This is a genomic window from Ralstonia mannitolilytica (assembly GCF_905397375.1).
Classification (GTDB): domain Bacteria; phylum Pseudomonadota; class Gammaproteobacteria; order Burkholderiales; family Burkholderiaceae; genus Ralstonia; species Ralstonia mannitolilytica.
This window is the reverse complement of record NZ_CAJPVG010000002.1, coordinates 398,284-414,171: the sequence shown is the minus strand read 5'-3', so window position 1 is coordinate 414,171 and position 15,888 is coordinate 398,284. Positions and strand designations below refer to the sequence as shown.

Here is a 15,888-nt window from a genome sequence, read left to right as displayed (position 1 = left end):
TTGCGCAAGAGTTTTTGCGGGCTCATTTTGCGCGTTCGCGAATCTGCGGCCAGGCAAGCTTCATGTAATACGCCATCGACCACAGCGTGAGCACCGCCGCCACGTAGATCAGCCACGTCCCCCACACCTGCGCGTCGATCACGCCGAACAGCCGGCCTTTGAACAGCAGCAACGGGATGGCGATCATCTGGAACGTCGTCTTCAGCTTGCCGAGGAAGTTGACGGCCACGCTCTTCGAGGCGCCGATCTGCGCCATCCACTCGCGCAGCGCCGAGATGGTGATCTCGCGGCCGATGATGACCAACGCGATGACGTCGGACACACGGCCCAGCGCCAGAAGCACCAGCAATGCGGCGGCGACCATCAGCTTGTCGGCCACCGGATCGAGAAACGCGCCGAACGCCGACGTCTGGTTCCAGCGGCGTGCGAGAAAGCCGTCAAACCAATCGGTGAGGCCGGCGACGATGAAGAACACCGCGGCCGTCAGGTTCTTGGCGGGCAGCGCCATCCAGGTGTCCGGCACATAGAACACGCCCACCACCAGCGGGATCATGGCCACACGCAGCCAGGTCAGGAGGATCGGGAAGTTGAAAGGCATGGCAGATCGAGAGGACGACCGCCGCGCAGGCCTGGGCCGGCGCGGCAACGATGCGGCATTGTCGCCGATCAGTGCAGCTGACGGTAGATTTCTTCGGCCAGCGTCTGAGAGATGCCTTCAACGGAGGCCAGCTCGTCGACGCTGGCGGCCATCACGCCGCGCAGGCCGCCGAAGCGCGCCAGCAGCCGCTGCCGGCGCTTGGCGCCAATGCCTTCGATCTCTTCGAGCCGCGAGGTGTTGCGCGCCTTGGCCCGCTTGGCTCGCATGCCGGTGATGGCAAAACGGTGCGCCTCGTCGCGGATCTGCGCGACCAGCATCAGCGCCGCGCTGCCCTGCCCCAACTCCAACGAGGGGCGGCCATCGGCAAAGACCAGCGTCTCCAAGCCGACCTTGCGGCCTTCGCCCTTGGCCACGCCGACCAGCAGGCCGATGTCGAGACCCAGTTCTTCGAACACCTGGCGCGCGACTTCCACCTGCCCCTTGCCGCCGTCGATCAAGACGATATTGGGCATGTTCGGCGCGTCTTCGCCGGCCTGCTCGACGATCTTCTGATAGCGGCGCGTGAGGACCTGCCGCATGGCTGCGTAGTCGTCGCCAGGGGTGATGTCCTGGATGTTGTAGCGACGGTATTCGCTGTTCTGCATGGCGTGGCTGTGGAACACCACGCACGACGCCTGCGTGGCCTCGCCGGCGGTGTGGCTGATGTCGAAGCACTCGACGCGCAGCGCGGCCAGGTCTTCGAGATCGATGCCGATGGTCTCGGCCAATGCGCGGGTGCGCGCCTGCTGGCTGCCCTGTTCGGAGAGCCGCCGCATCAGCGAAAGCTCGGCGCCCTTCTCGGCCATCTCCAGCCAGGCGCGGCGCCCACCCTGCGGTTGACGCACGACCGAGATGCGACGCCCTGCCTGCTCGGCCAGCGCATCGATCAGCTCGGTGGCGTGGATCGGGTGGCTCACCACCAGCACCGGGGGCACGAACTGGTCAAGGTAATGCTGCGCGATGAAGGCCTCCAGGATGTCGCTGGCCATGCGTTCGGTGTCGCGCGGCGCTTCGGTTGCCGCTTCGCCATCCGCTTCCACATCCACGCTGACGATGGCAGCCCCTTCTTCGACGTGCGCTGGGAAGTAGGCCTTGTCGCCCAGGTGCCGCCCCCCGCGCACCATCGCGAGGTTCACGCACGCGTGGCCGCCCTTGATCGCCACGGCCAGGATGTCGATGTCGCTGGCGTTGCCGACCTCCTCCACCGACTGCTGCTTGAGCACCGTCGACAGCGCCCCGATCTGATCGCGCACGACGGCGGCCTGCTCGAACTCGAGCGCCTCGGCATAGCGCTGCATCTTGTCCTGCAGCGTCTGCATGACCTCATCCTGACGGCCTTGCAGGAAACCGGCGGCGTTGGCGACGTCGCGGGCGTAATCCTCGGGGCTGATCGCCTGCACGCACGGGCCGCTGCAGCGGTGGATCTGGTGCAGCAGGCACGGCCGCGTGCGGTTGTTGAAGACGGTGTCTTCACACGTGCGCAGCTGAAACACCTTCTGCAGGATCTGCATGCTCTCGCGTACCGCGTGCGCGCTCGGGAACGGGCCGAAGTACTGGTGCTTGCGATCCGTCGCGCCGCGGTAATACGCCATGCGCGGATACGCATGCTGCGTGAGCTTCAGATACGGGTACGACTTGTCGTCGCGAAAGAGGATGTTGTAGCGCGGCGCCAGCGCCTTGATGAGGTTGTTCTCCAGCAGCAGCGCCTCGGCCTCGCTGCGCACGACGGTGGTCTCGATGCGCGCGATCTTCGCCACCATCATGGCAATGCGCGGCGACAGCAGCGTCTTGTTGAAGTAGCTGGAGACGCGCTTCTTGAGGTCGCGCGCCTTGCCCACGTAGAGCACGTTGCCCTGCGCGTCGAAATAGCGGTACACGCCCGGCAGGTTCGGCAGGCGCGCGATGTGGGCCTTTGCATCGAATTCCGGCACATTCGCGGGCACGGCAGGCTCGACGCTCTCGGGCGTCTTGGCGGTATCGGATTGCGTGGGGTCGGACGGCATGGCGTTCGCTGGGTCAGAGGCCGTCAGTGTAGAACAAGCGGCCGACTACAATGGCGGCCGGTCACCGTCTTCGCTCTCTCGCCTGCCGCATGCGCACCATCACGTCCTGGGACATCTTCTGCCGCGTCGTCGACAACTACGGCGACATCGGCGTGTGCTGGCGCCTGGCCCGCCAGCTCGCGCAGGAGCACGGTCACACGGTCCGCCTGTGGGTCGATGATCTGCGCGCGTTCGAAAAACTCTGCCCTGCAGTGGACGTCAAGGCCGAGGCGCAGCGCGTCTCGGGGGTCGACATTCGCCATTGGGGCGACGATGCACAGGTTGCCGCACTCCTTGCCGCCGATGCGCACCCTGCGCCGCATGACGTGGTGGTCGAAGCCTTCGCCTGCGCGGCGCCGGGACCCATGCTCGGGCACATGGCGGAGTTGGCCGCGCGCGGTGCTGCGCCGGTGTGGATCAACCTCGAATACCTCAGCGCGGAACAGTGGGTGTCCGAGTACCACGCGATGCAGTCGCCACATCCGCGCCTGCCGCTGGTCAAGCATTTCTTCTTTCCTGGCTTTGCGCCGAACACCGGCGGCGTGCTGCGCGAATCGCACCTCGGCGCCCAGCGCGCAGCTTTCGACGCCAGCCCGGCGGCCCACCACGCGTTATGGCATCGACTCGGGGTGGATGACCTGACGCGCGAACAGCCCGATGCGCTGCGCGTCAGCCTGTTCGCGTACTCCAATGCGGCGCTGCCGGCGCTGGTCGCCCAGTGGGAGGCATCGCCCCAGCCGGTGATCTGCCTGGTGCCCGAGGGCCTCGCCGCAACGCAGATCGCCGACCTGCTGGGCGGTACCGCGGCCAGGACCGGGGCGCGGTGGACGCGCGGCAACCTGACTGTCGCCGTCGTGCCGTTCGTTGCGCAGGAGCACTACGATCCGCTCCTGTGGGCGTGCGACATCAACTTTGTCCGCGGCGAAGATTCGTTCGTGCGCGCCCAATGGGCGCTGAAGCCGTTCGTGTGGCACATCTACCCGCAAACCGATGGCGTCCACCTGGCCAAGCTGGACGCCTTTCTGACCCGCTACACGCCGGCCCTGTCCGAGCCCGACGCGGCAACGCTGACGGCTTTCTGGCACGCCTGGAACGGCACGCCGGCCCGGCTCGACTGGAGCGGCCTGGCAGCCGCGGCCCCGCGCCTGCGCGCACGTGCCGCCACGTGGGAGCGGTCTCTCGCGCAACTTGGCGACCTCGCCGCGAATTTGGTGGCTTTCTGCGAAAAACAGGTAAAATAGCGGGCTGTTCACCATGCGGCCCCGGCTCTGACCTGGTTCGCGCGACCTGAGGGACTCGCGCGGTTGCATCGTTGCTTGGCGCGCATCGACCCCTCTTACTTTTCAGGAAGATTTAGAAATGGCCTTGAAGATCGCGCAAGAACTCCGCGCAGGCAACGTGTTCATGATCGGCAACGACGCCATGGTCGTGCTCAAGACCGAGTACAGCCGTTCGGGCCGTTCGGGCGCCGTGATCAAGATGAAGTACAAGAACCTGCTGACGGGTGCAGGCAGCGAATCGGTATTCAACGCTGACGACAAGTTCGAGCAGGTCATCCTCGACAAGAAGGAAGCCGAGTACTCGTACTTCGACGGCACGCGGTATGTCTTCATGAACATGAGTACCGGCGAGCAGTACGAAGTCGACGCCGAGAACATGGGCAACGCACTGAACTACCTGCAAGACGGCATGCAGGTGGAAGTGACGCTGTACAACGACAGCCCCATCTCGGTCGAACTGCCGACCACGGTTGTCCGCGAAATCGTCTACACCGAGCCGGCCGTGAAGGGTGACACCTCGTCGGGCAAGGTGCTGAAGGCCGCACAGATCAACGACAACAAGGATTTCGTGATCCAGGTGCCGCTGTTCTGCAACACGGGCGACAAGATCGAAATCGACACGCGTACCGACGAGTACCGCAGCCGCGCCAAGTAAGACGGCGCCGCAGCGACAAAAAAGGCAGCTTCGCGCTGCCTTTTTTGTTGCCGCCAGTTTGGCGTGGCGTCATGCAATGAGCCTGGCCTCGCGTAGCGTACGCAGCGCCTGCCGGTAGGCGGATTGCTGCTGCAGCTTCGCCCAGTCCTTGGCCGCCTTGCCACCAAACAACCGCCGCACGCGGCGCTGTGAAGTCTTGTCCATCTTCACGTCGAGCTCATTCAGCAGCCGATCGGCCTTGTCCGGTGCGTTGCAGATCAGCACCATGTCGCAGCCGGCGGTAAGCGCCGCGCGCGCACCGTCCACCACCGAGCCTGCGACGCTTGCGCCTTCCATGCTGAGGTCGTCGCTGAAGATCACGCCGTCGAAGTTGAAATGCGTGCGCAGCATGTCCTGCAGCCAGAAGCGCGAGAAGCCCGCCGGGTTCGGGTCCACCGCCGAGTAGATCACGTGCGCTGGCATCACCGATTGCAGACCGATGCCCATCCAGCCGTAGGGCTGGGCGTCATCCGCGAGGATCGCCTCGAGCGGGCGTTCGTCCACCGGCACGGCAATGTGCGAATCGGCCTGGACAAAGCCATGACCGGGGAAATGCTTGCCGCAGTTCGACATGCCCGCCAGTCGGAGGCCCAGCGTCAGATGATTGGCCAGCATCGTCACCACGCGCGGGTCACGGTGGAAGGCGCGGTCGCCAATCACGCTGCTGTTGCCATAGTCGAGATCCAGCACGGGCGTGAAGCTGAGGTCGATATCGCAGGCGCGCAGTTCGGCGGCGAGCACGTAGCCGCAGGCCGTGGCGGCGCGCGTGGCGGACAGCACGTCGGCATCCCACAATCGCCCGAGCGCGCCCATGGCCGGGAGGTGCGTGAAGCCGTCGGTCTTGGCACGCTGCACGCGGCCACCTTCGTGGTCGATGCAGATGAGCACGTCGTCACGTACCGCGCGGATCGCTCGCGTGAGCGCCGTCAACTGGGCGCGCGATTCAAAGTTGCGCGCGAACAGGATCACGCCGCCCGTCAGCGGGTGAGCGACGCGGCGGACGTCGTCCGGGCCCAGTTCAAGACCGGCGACATCCAGGACGATCGGGCCGGGGCGCTTCTGCTTGTTGGTTTGAGTCATGCGGTGGGTTTCGTTTGCAACTCGGCGACGGCAAAGGCGACTGCGTAGTCGCGCTCGTCCGTCACGCTGATCTGGATATGGAGGCCGTGCTGCGCGATCCAGTCGGCCAGTTCGCCGCTGTAGCGCACCACCGGCTGGCCGGAGGGCAAGTTGAGCGTCTGCACCGCGCGCCATGTCATCGGCCAGCGCATGCCAAGGCCAATGGCCTTGGACACGGCTTCCTTGGCAGCAAAGCGCGTGGCCAGAAACGCGAGGCCCCGGCGCTCAGAGCGTGCCTTGCGGGCGTGATAGACGCGCAGCTCATCGGGGCCGAGCACCTTTTCGGCAAAGCGGCCGTTGGTCCGCTGCATCACGCCTTCCACGCGCTCGATCTGGATGATGTCGGTGCCGATGCCGTAGATGGCACCGGATACCGAAGCCGCGGCCGGCGCGTTCATACCGGCACGCCTGGATGTGCCGCCGCGGGCGTCGTCGACGACAGCCGCGCCGCAACCATGATCGCCTTCATCTCGCGCACGGCGTTCTGCCAGCCGGCAAATACGGCATGCGCGACGACGGCGTGGCCGATGTTCAGTTCATGGATACCGGCAATGGCCGCGATCGGCTGCACGTTCGTGTAGTGCAGGCCGTGCCCGGCATTGACTCGGACGCCCCACCGAATGCCCTCTTCCACGGCCGTTTCGATGCGCACGAGCTCTGCCTTCACCTCGGCGGGATCTGTGGCTTCGGCGTAGCGGCCGGTGTGCAGTTCGATGACGGGCGCGCCGGCGGCGGCAGCGGCTTCGATCTGCTCCGCATCCGGATCGATGAACAGCGATACGCGGATGCCGGCGTCTGCCAGCTGCTTGCACGCCGCCTGAACCTTGGCAAAGCCGCCCACCACATCGAGACCGCCTTCAGTGGTGACTTCCTGGCGACGTTCCGGCACGAGACAGACATCTTGCGGACCGATGTCGCAGGCGATATCGAGCATCTCCTGCGTGACCGCGCACTCCAGATTCATGCGCGTGCGCAGTTGCGGGCGCAGTGCGCGGACGTCGGCGTCCTTGATGTGGCGACGGTCTTCCCGCAAATGCAGCGTGATGAGGTCGGCGCCGGCCTCTTCGGCAAGCAGCGCCGCGGCGATCGGGTCCGGGTAAGTGGTGCCGCGCGCGTTGCGCAGCGTGGCGACGTGGTCGATGTTGATGCCCAGGTCGATGACCCCCGGCGAGGCATGAAAGATCATAGTTTCTGCAAGTCGATCAGGATCTGGCGCGTCGAAAGCGGCGTGCCGTGCAAATGATAATGCAGCAGGAATCGCATCAGGCTGCGGCTCTGCTGGGCGGTCGTGGGGCGCGAGGCGTAATCGTCGCGTTCCATGTCGATCAGCGTCTGGCCGCGCAGCACGGGCCACGACGACGGATCACTCGGCAGCGCGCGCCGGATGCCGCGCTCGGGGTGATAGACGTATTCGCCATCGGCCTGCACCGGTTCTCCGTCGATGCAACGGTCGAGCCGGGCGGCAAAGCCGGTCTCGCGCAACAGCACGCGCTCAAATGCACGCAGCGTAAAGGCGGCCGGCTCGCCATGGGCGAGCTTGTTGAGCGTTTCAACGTAATGCGCGAACAACACAGGGTGCCCGTCTTCGCGCGCCACGAACTTGACGAGCAATTCGTTCAGGTAGAAGCCCGAGAGCAGCCCCTCTCCGCCCAGCGGCACCATGCCGCCAACCCACTCGGCGCGCGTGAGCGTGCGTACCTCGCCGCGGCCGCTCCATGACAGCGACAGGGGCTGAAACGTCTGCAGCACTGCACGCAGCGCAGAATGCGGCCGCTTCGCGCCCTTCGCAACGAGCGCCATCCGTCCGTAGTCGGGCGTAAAGACGTCGATGATCAGGCTGGTTTCACGATACGGATAGCTGTGCAGCACGAACGCCGGCTGCGCCGCCACGCGGGTCTCCGAGCGCCCGGCGGGAAAGCTCTTGCGCGGCGCGGCGCCGGCAATGCCCTCCTCGGCGAGCCATTCCGCGGCTTCATCCGGAATCGGATCGGATCGTCCCGCCATCGACTGTGTGTGGAAAACGGCTGAGGGCTCGCGCCGTTACTCGTAGCCGTAGGCGCGCAGGCCGGCCTCGTTGTCCGCCCAACCGCTCTTGACCTTGATCCAGACCTCCAGATACACCTTGCCGTCGAACAGCTTTTCCATGTCCATGCGGGCTTCGGTGGAGATCTGCTTGAGCTTGGCGCCCTTGGCGCCGATGATCATCGCCTTGTGCGCATCGCGGTCGACCAGGATGGTGACGAACACGCGCCGCAGGCGGCCTTCGGTCTCGAACTTGTCGACGACGACGGTGCTGGAATACGGCAGCTCGTCGCCGGTCCAGCGGAAGACTTTTTCGCGGACGATCTCCGCGGCGAGGAAGCGCTCGCTACGGTCGGTAAGCGCTTCGGGGTCGTACATCGGCTCGCCTTCGGGCAGATGGGGCCGCACGATGCCGAGCAGGCGCAGGATGTCGTCGCGGTTCTTGGCCGACATCGGCACGATCTCCCGGAACGGAAACACCTGCGACATCTCCTGCAGGAATACGGCGACCATCTCCGCACGCGTGTAGGCATCGAGCCGGTCGACCTTGTTGACGATGAGGATGACAGGCGTCTCGCGCGGCAGCAGCGAGAGCACTTTCTCATCGTCCGGGCCATAGCGGCCGGCCTCGACCACGAACAACACCGCATCCACCGACGTAAGCGTGGCCGTGACCGCCCGGTTCAGCGAACGGTTCAGCGCGGTGGCATGGCGCGTCTGGAAGCCCGGCGTATCGACGAAGACGAACTGGGCGTCATCCGTCGTCTGAATGCCCGTGATGCGGTGGCGGGTGGTCTGCGCCTTGCGCGATGTGATGCTGACTTTCTGGCCCACGAGGGCGTTCATCAGCGTGGATTTGCCGACGTTCGGTCGCCCAACGATGGCGACCATGCCGCAGCGGAACCCCTCCGGCACGCCAGACTCTGGCTGCGGAGGCTGCAATGGGGTGTCGCTCATTTACCTGATTATTCCTTCAACCTGAGAGACAACTGCGGATCGGGCGGCGTGGCCTGCTTGCGCGTCTTGCCGGTGCGCTCGGCGCGGCTGCGCTTGAGGAGCTGCGGCACGAGGCGATGCGCTTCTTCCAGGGCCAGCTTGGCCGCCGATTGTTCGGCCGCGCGGCGCGATGCCCCGCTGCCGGAGACGCGAATCTCCAGCTTCGGGATCGTGCACTCGACTTCGAATTGCTGATTATGCGCCGCGCCGTGGGTGGCGACCACCGCGTAAAGCGGAAGCGCAATCTTGTGGCCTTGCAGATACTCCTGCAGCAGCGTTTTGGCGTCCTTGCCCAGTGTGCGCGGATCGACCTGCTCCAGGATGGGGATGTACAGCTTGCGGATCAGCGTACGGGCGGCATCAAAGCCGCCGTCCAGGAAGACCGCTCCAAAGATAGCTTCCAGCGCGTCGGCAAGAATCGAAGGCCGGCGGAAACCGCCGCTTTTCAGCTCGCCCTCGCCCAGCCGCAATGCGTCCGGCAGCTGCAGCATCTGCGCGATCTCGTACAACGCCTGCTGCTTGACCAGGTTGGCCCGCACGCGCGAAAGATCGCCTTCATCCAACTTGCCAAACATGCCGTAGAGCATGTCGGCAACGGCGCAATTCAGGATCGAATCGCCAAGAAATTCCAGGCGCTCGTTGTGCATCGCGCTGTGGCTGCGATGCGTGAGCGCCTGCTGCAGCAACTCCGGTTTGCTGAAGCGGTAGCCAAGGCGTTGCTGCAATGCATCCAGACTCATGTCAACGCTGGGTCCCCGAATAGGTGATCACCAGACCGATGGGGCCGTACAGCGGCACCTCGCGCTTGTACGAGAAGCGCACCGCCTGGATCGACCCACCGCCGTCCAGCACTTCCAGATCGTCGCCCTTGATCGAGGTGATGTCGTCAATGGCGGCCTGCTTGTCGAACGCTGCCACGATGTCTTCACGCGTGGCAGCACGCTCGCGCGCCTGCTTTACGGCACGGGTGATCGCCTGGTATTCCATCAGGCTCGGAATAGACCGAACCGCCGGTAACACGAACGTGATCAGCACGATGATGCCGATCAGGATGCCAAACATGGTAATCCCGCGCGACTGGCGTTTCAGACCGGCCTGACGATTCCGCATTGCATGTCCCCCGTTGTGCAATTGCTGCGTGCTGGAATAAGCGGCGAAAAAATCACTTATCTGGATCAATGAAAGCTGCCGATCCGCTTGAGATCGCCCAGATTCATCCAGATGAAAAACGCCTTCCCGACGATGTTCTTATCCGGCACGAACCCCCAGTAACGGGAGTCCGCGCTATTGTCGCGATTATCGCCCATCATGAAATAGTGACCTGCAGGTACCTTGCAGGTGAAGCCGGCCTGATTGTAAGTGCAGTTTTCGCGGAACGGAAAATCGTCCGGGCCGGACACGTAGGCCGGGCGATCGGCATCGTTCAGGATGTTGTGGGTGACGTTGCCGAGCGTCTCCTGATACTGCTTCGAGTACGTCAGTCTTTCACCGTCGAGATAGTCAGGCTGCGCGGCATAGGTGGCAGGCTGGCCGTTCACCGTCAGGCGCTTGTTGCTGTACGTCACGACATCACCCGGCACCCCGATCACGCGCTTAATGTAGTCCATCGATTCATCTTTCGGATAGCGGAAGACCATTACGTCGCCGCGCTGCGGCTGGTTCAGCTCCACGATCTTCTTGTTCATGATGGGCAGGCGGATCCCGTACGTGTACTTGTTGACGAGGATGAAGTCGCCGATCTGCAGCGTGGGGATCATCGAGCCCGACGGAATCTTGAACGGCTCGATCACGAACGAGCGCAGCAGAAACACCGCGGCGATCACCGGGAAGAAGCTCGCGGTGTACTCCAACCACCAGGGCTGGCGCAGCTTCTCTTCAGCCAACTGCAGGCGTGCCGTGCCGATATCGCCGGCGCCCCCATACTGCATCTGCGCCTGCGCGCGCGCATCGAATTCGGCCAGCGCGGCGGCGGCCGCTGCCTGCCGCTGGCGCTGGAACACAAGCTTGTCGGCCACCCACGCAATGCCGGTGATGATGACAAGAACAAACAGGATCAGAGCGAAGTTCATGGATGAGAGAGGCGCAGGAAGCGCTGCTTGTCTGAACGGTCCGAGCGGTGTCCGGGTTATTTTTCTTCGACCCGCAGGATGGCGAGAAACGCCTCCTGCGGAATCTCAACAGTACCGACCTGCTTCATGCGCTTCTTGCCCTCTTTCTGCTTCTCGAGGAGCTTCTTCTTGCGGGAAATATCGCCGCCATAGCACTTGGCCAGCACGTTCTTGCGCAACGCCTTGACGTTCTCGCGCGCAATCACGTTACTGCCGATGGCGGCCTGGATGGCGACGTCGTACATCTGGCGCGGGATGATCTCGCGCATCTTGGCGGCGACTTCGCGGCCACGGTAGGCGCTGTTGGAGCGGTGCACGATGATGGAAAGCGCATCGACCTTGTCGCCGTTGATGAGCATGTCGACTTTTACCACGTCGGACGGGCGGTATTCCTTGAACTCGTAGTCCATCGAGGCATACCCGCGCGATACCGACTTCAGCCGGTCGAAGAAATCGAGCACGATTTCCCCCATCGGAATCTCGTACGTGAGCTGCACCTGGCGACCGTGGTAGCTCATGTTGATCTGCGTGCCGCGCTTCTGCTCGCACAGCGTGATCACCGCGCCCACGTACTCCTGCGGCATGTACAGGTTCACCGTGACGATCGGCTCGAGAATCGCCTCGATCTTGCTCGGGTCGGGCATCTTCGCCGGGTTTTCGACCTGCACTGTGGTACCGTCGCGCTGCACGACCTGGTAGACCACCGTTGGCGCGGTGGTGATCAGGTCCATGTCGAATTCGCGCTCCAGGCGCTCCTGCACGATCTCCATGTGCAGCAGGCCGAGGAAGCCGCAACGGAAGCCAAAGCCCAGCGCCTGCGACACTTCCGGCTCGAACTGCAGCGAGGCATCGTTCAGCTGCAGCTTCTCCAGCGATTCGCGCAGCGCTTCGTACTGGTTGGCCTCCACCGGATACAGGCCGGCAAACACCTGCGGCTTGACTTCCTTGAAGCCGGGCAGCGGCGCCTCGGCCTTGCGCGGCGCGACGTGGGTGATCGTGTCACCCACCTTGGCCGCCTTCAGTTCCTTGATGCCGGCGATGACGAAGCCCACCTGCCCCGCGGACAGCGACTCCCGCGTAACCGACTTCGGTGAGAACACACCCACCTGCTCCACGAGGTGTTGCGCGCCCGTCGCCATCAGCAGCACCTTGTCCTTGGCGCGCAGCGTGCCGTTGACCACACGCACCAGCATCACAACGCCAACGTAATTGTCGAACCACGAATCGATGATGAGCGCCTGCAGCGGTGCGTCGGGATCGCCCTTGGGCGCGGGCACCTTGGCGATCAGCGCTTCCAGCACGTCGGCCACGCCCACACCGGTCTTGGCGGAGCAGCGCGTCGCGTCCTGCGCGTCAATGCCGATCACATCTTCGATTTCCTGGATGGCGTTGTCCGGATCGGCCGCAGGCAGATCGATCTTGTTCAGCACCGGCACCACTTCCACGCCCAGCTCGATGGCGGTGTAGCAGTTGGCAACCGTCTGCGCCTCCACACCTTGCGACGCGTCCACAACGAGCAGCGCGCCTTCACAGGCGGACAGCGAGCGGCTGACTTCATAGCTGAAGTCGACGTGCCCGGGGGTATCGATCAGATTGAGGTTGTAGACCTTGCCGTCCTGCGCCTTGTAGGACAGCGCGGCGGTCTGCGCCTTGATGGTGATGCCGCGTTCTTTCTCGATGTCCATCGAGTCCAGCACCTGGGCTTCCATCTCGCGGTCGGAAAGCCCGCCACACAACTGGATGATGCGATCGGCCAGCGTCGATTTGCCGTGGTCGATGTGGGCGATGATCGAAAAATTGCGGATATTGTCCATCGAATGCGTCGAAAAGCGCCCATCCCGGGCGCGTGTACCGGGGCGCGAAGCGGTTCCGGCACGGCCTGCGCAAATTGACAGCGCGGGCGGAGGTATTGAGTTCCAAGCCGAGTTTGCTGCACGAACCATCGTGCACTGCAAAAATCGGCGCTAACCGGCGATTTTACCGGATTTCAGGGGGTTTCCCGCGGCTCTTTTTGCGGCGCGGCTGGGGCGGTCTGCGCGGCCAGCCACGCCTGCACGACCGGCGCGTCGAGGAAGTAATGGCAGAGTTCGTGCGCGTCGTCCGGCCGCGCGTTTGGGCCGCCAGTCATCAGCACGGGCACCCACTCGCCAAACCGGTCTTCGAGTGCGGGGTCGCTGTCCACATCCACTTCGTGCAGCACAAATGAAAAACGGCGCTGGAGCGGCTCCAGCGCGTTCTTCATGTCGTCGCACAAATGGCAATACGTGCGGCCATAGAGCGTGAGCTCAATCACTGGCCGCTACCCGAACGGGCCGTGCTGGGGCGCATCGTCACCACCTGGGTGGCGTCCCCGCGGCGGACGAACACGGCCACCATGCGGTTCTTGTCGAGCTTGGCCACCACTTCGTTGAATTGCTTCGCGCTCGTGATATCGGTGTCGCCCACACGCAGGATCAGATCGCCTGGGCGGATGCCCACCCGTGCAGCCGGGCCCTCGGCGACCTGCACCTCGACACCGGCCTTCGTCTTGAACTCGCGATGGGCGCCTTCCGACAGATCGGAGACGACCAGCCCCAGTGCGTTCGGTTTGCCCGGGCCCTGCTGGCTGTTGTCGGGTTGCGCGCCCTTATTGCGCTGGGCTACCTTGGTATCGGAGGGCAGCTCCGCCACGGTGACGGTCAGATCGCGCGTCGCGCCCTTGCGCCAGACCTGCACGGTGGCGCGGGTGCCGGGCTTCGTTTCGCCGACCTGGCGTTGCAGGTCGCCCGCCTTCTCGATGTCGCGGCCGTTGAACTTGAGGACGATGTCGCCCGCCTCGATGCCGGCCTTGTCGGCCGGACCACCTGATTCGACGTTGCCCACGTAGGCGCCGCGAGCGCGGCCGAGGCCCAGCGATTCCGCCGCGTCCTTCGGCACATTGTCGATGGCCACGCCGATGCGTCCGCGCGTCACGCGGCCCTGGGCCTTCAGCTGCTCAGCGACACGCATCGCTTCGTCGATCGGGATCGAGAACGAAATGCCCATGTAGCCGCCGCTCTGGCTGTAGATCTGGTTGTTGATACCGATGACCTCGCCACGCAGGTTGATCAGCGGCCCGCCGGAGTTGCCGGGGTTGACAGCCACATCAGACTGGATGAAGGGCAGGTAATCGCCCGTATCGCGCCCCTTGGCCGACACGATACCGGCCGTGACGGTGTTATCCAGGCCGAACGGCGAGCCAATGGCCAGCACCCACTCGCCCACGCGCACCTTGTCGGAGTCGCCCAGTTTCAGGCTGGGCAGGCCGGCCGCGTCCACCTTGACGAGCGCCACGTCGGTCCTCTTGTCCAGGCCGATGAGCCTGGCCTTGAACTCGCGTTTGTCGATCAGCGTGACATAGATCGTCTCGGCGCCCTCGACAACGTGCGCGTTGGTCAGGATGTAGCCATCGCCGGAAATGATGAAGCCGGAGCCGACGCCCCGGCTCTGCTCCTCTTCTTGCTGGGGCGGTGCGTTGCGGCGCTTCTGGCCTTGCCCAGGCATTCCGGGCATCGGTACGCCAAAGAAGCGGCGGAAGAACTCCGCCATGTCGTCATCGCTCGGACCGCCTTGCATCCGCACTTTTTCGGTCGTGCGGATGTTGACCACGGCGGGGCTGACCTTCTCGACCAGATCGGCAAAGTCGGGCAAGCCATAGGTGCCGGTCGCCACGCTGCCCGTGGCGTTCTGCGCATAAGCCGGTGTCAGCGCGCTGCCAAGCGCGAGCGCGGCGGCAACGCAAAGCAGACGCAAACGGTGAACGGATCGAGCGGTACGCATGAGAGCTCCCCGAAACAAAGACACGTAGAGAAATGGCGCTGCGGAACCTGCGACGCAGCCAAGATGATGCCAGCGAACGCTATTGCGGCGCGCCGGCCGGCTTACCGGCCGCGCTGGCCGCGTTGGCGGAAACCGGTTTGTATTCCACAGCCGAGCCGAATTGCTTGATGGTAGCAAACGGCACTTCGCCGACTACCGTCAGCCAGAAGTCCCCGATGCGGCGCACCATCACATGGGTCGCACCCTGCGAGATGAAGCCTTCGCGCCGCGCACGTTTTTCAGATACGGGTTCGATGAACAGCGACAACCCGGCCAGCCCGTCGCTGAATACCACCTGCTGCACTTCGAAGCTCGGGCTGTTCTTTCCGGCGGGCGCAATATCGCCGAGCGGGCGACGCACTTCGCGGATCTTCTGGAACCCCTTGACCGGATTGCCGATCGTCCAGCCTTGCTCGGCCAGATTCGTCGGCTGCGTGACCACCTCGTACTGATTCCAGCCGCTCAGGTTCTTGAGCGCGGAGACAATCTTCTGCTTTTCCGACGGCACGCCCAAGGCAATCTGCGAAAAGGCCACCTGCTCAAGAACCTTTCCGTCCTCGCCGATCGTCTGGGCGCGCATCAGCAAACCGCTGTTGCGCTCCGCCCAGATGCGATAGGCATAGCGAAACCCATCCTTGGGATCAAGCTGGAAGACTTCGCAGTCCATGCCCGCCACCCGCTCCGGGGACAGCTGGCGCATGTCGTACTGGTCGAGCACGTCGCCATTGGTAGTGGCCAGAAGCGCAGGGAAGCTGTCCTTGTGCTCCTGCCGCTCTGTGACGACCAGCTTGACGTCATAGATGAGGTTACGAACGACATCGTTCTGCCGCAGCATCTCGCGCTGCTTGCCGTCCAGCGCCTCGATGCGCTCGAACTCGTTATTGAAGAGGTCGGCGTAATGCTGGATGCGCGTGGAATGCATGCCAGTGCCACGTTGATACGTGAGCGTGCCGACATAGTTCTGCTTGAGCGCCGCGCGATGAATCTTGGCCAGCCAGGAAGCGGCCTCCTTGCGCGGCATGGGCTCAAGTTGCTGCTGAGCCGCCGTCGCGAGCGCGGAAACACACAGGAGAAGAAAGACGGACCGACGAACGGCTTGGAGCTTGCGGGCGCCTGCCCCGGCAACGGGGTGCCACACCTTCGACATGGATGC

16 protein-coding genes are annotated in these 15,888 nt (G+C 64.2%); 2 read left to right on the top strand and 14 right to left on the bottom strand.

Annotation, left to right across the window (positions count from 1 at the left end; all coding sequences use genetic code 11):
• Window positions 1-22: 22 nt before the first annotated feature.
• Both pgsA and uvrC read right to left on the bottom strand, forming a co-directional pair.
• Window positions 23-598: a CDP-diacylglycerol--glycerol-3-phosphate 3-phosphatidyltransferase gene (gene pgsA, locus KHN96_RS07615; protein ID WP_062739282.1), complete on the bottom strand. Its 576-nt coding sequence runs from the start codon at window positions 596-598 to the stop codon at window positions 23-25.
• Window positions 599-666: 68 nt separating this feature from the next.
• On the bottom strand, window positions 667-2,640 hold the full coding sequence (gene uvrC / locus KHN96_RS07610) for an excinuclease ABC subunit UvrC (protein WP_045786476.1): 1,974 nt from the start codon (window positions 2,638-2,640) through the stop codon (window positions 667-669).
• A gap of 89 nt (window positions 2,641-2,729) precedes the next feature.
• On the opposite strand from uvrC, the gene earP reads away from it, so the two are divergent.
• Both earP and efp read left to right on the top strand, forming a co-directional pair.
• Entirely contained in the window at window positions 2,730-3,920 is a 1,191-nt protein-coding gene (gene earP, locus KHN96_RS07605; RefSeq protein ID WP_062739284.1) for an elongation factor P maturation arginine rhamnosyltransferase EarP, read from the top strand.
• Between the two features lie 124 nt (window positions 3,921-4,044).
• Window positions 4,045-4,614: an elongation factor P gene (gene efp / locus KHN96_RS07600; RefSeq protein WP_045787830.1), complete on the top strand. Its 570-nt coding sequence runs from the start codon at window positions 4,045-4,047 to the stop codon at window positions 4,612-4,614.
• A gap of 69 nt (window positions 4,615-4,683) precedes the next feature.
• Here the strand turns inward: efp and nagZ are convergent, their stop codons facing one another.
• The 12 genes from nagZ to KHN96_RS07540 all read right to left on the bottom strand — a co-directional run bounded on the left by nagZ (window position 4,684) and on the right by KHN96_RS07540 (window position 15,882).
• A complete protein-coding gene (gene nagZ, locus KHN96_RS07595) occupies window positions 4,684-5,733 on the bottom strand; it encodes a beta-N-acetylhexosaminidase (protein WP_062739286.1) in 1,050 nt (349 codons plus the stop codon).
• Complete coding sequence (acpS, locus tag KHN96_RS07590; RefSeq protein WP_062739288.1) at window positions 5,730-6,170, bottom strand: holo-ACP synthase; 441 nt, start codon at window positions 6,168-6,170, stop codon at window positions 5,730-5,732. The genes nagZ and acpS overlap by 4 nt, the downstream gene beginning before the upstream one ends.
• Window positions 6,167-6,958: a pyridoxine 5'-phosphate synthase gene (gene pdxJ / locus KHN96_RS07585; protein ID WP_062739290.1), complete on the bottom strand. Its 792-nt coding sequence runs from the start codon at window positions 6,956-6,958 to the stop codon at window positions 6,167-6,169. Before pdxJ ends, acpS begins: the two co-directional genes overlap by 4 nt.
• On the bottom strand, window positions 6,955-7,776 hold the full coding sequence (gene recO, locus KHN96_RS07580; protein WP_062739292.1) for a DNA repair protein RecO: 822 nt from the start codon (window positions 7,774-7,776) through the stop codon (window positions 6,955-6,957). Before recO ends, pdxJ begins: the two co-directional genes overlap by 4 nt.
• Window positions 7,777-7,812: 36 nt before the next feature.
• Window positions 7,813-8,751, bottom strand: coding sequence for a GTPase Era (gene era, locus KHN96_RS07575; protein WP_115043982.1), 939 nt, complete (start codon window positions 8,749-8,751; stop codon window positions 7,813-7,815).
• A gap of 8 nt (window positions 8,752-8,759) precedes the next feature.
• Window positions 8,760-9,530, bottom strand: a complete 771-nt coding sequence (gene rnc / locus KHN96_RS07570) for a ribonuclease III (RefSeq protein WP_045786469.1) — start codon at window positions 9,528-9,530, stop codon at window positions 8,760-8,762.
• Window position 9,531: 1 nt separating this feature from the next.
• A complete protein-coding gene (locus KHN96_RS07565; protein ID WP_045786468.1) occupies window positions 9,532-9,900 on the bottom strand; it encodes a DUF4845 domain-containing protein in 369 nt (122 codons plus the stop codon).
• A 65-nt stretch (window positions 9,901-9,965) separates the two neighbouring features.
• Window positions 9,966-10,859 carry a signal peptidase I gene (gene lepB / locus KHN96_RS07560; protein WP_062739297.1) on the bottom strand — a complete coding sequence of 298 codons (894 nt, stop codon included), beginning with the start codon at window positions 10,857-10,859 and terminating at the stop codon, window positions 9,966-9,968.
• A gap of 56 nt (window positions 10,860-10,915) precedes the next feature.
• The gene (lepA, locus tag KHN96_RS07555; protein ID WP_045786466.1) at window positions 10,916-12,712 is read right to left on the bottom strand and encodes a translation elongation factor 4; all 1,797 of its coding nucleotides are present in this window, start codon (window positions 12,710-12,712) and stop codon (window positions 10,916-10,918) included.
• A 173-nt stretch (window positions 12,713-12,885) separates the two neighbouring features.
• Window positions 12,886-13,191, bottom strand: a complete 306-nt coding sequence (locus tag KHN96_RS07550) for a glutaredoxin family protein (RefSeq protein ID WP_045786465.1) — start codon at window positions 13,189-13,191, stop codon at window positions 12,886-12,888.
• Window positions 13,188-14,696, bottom strand: a complete 1,509-nt coding sequence (locus tag KHN96_RS07545) for a DegQ family serine endoprotease (RefSeq protein ID WP_045786464.1) — start codon at window positions 14,694-14,696, stop codon at window positions 13,188-13,190. The genes KHN96_RS07550 and KHN96_RS07545 overlap by 4 nt, the downstream gene beginning before the upstream one ends.
• A 79-nt stretch (window positions 14,697-14,775) precedes the next feature.
• On the bottom strand, window positions 14,776-15,882 hold the full coding sequence (locus KHN96_RS07540) for a MucB/RseB C-terminal domain-containing protein (protein ID WP_045787829.1): 1,107 nt from the start codon (window positions 15,880-15,882) through the stop codon (window positions 14,776-14,778).
• Between the last annotated feature and the right edge of the window lie 6 nt (window positions 15,883-15,888).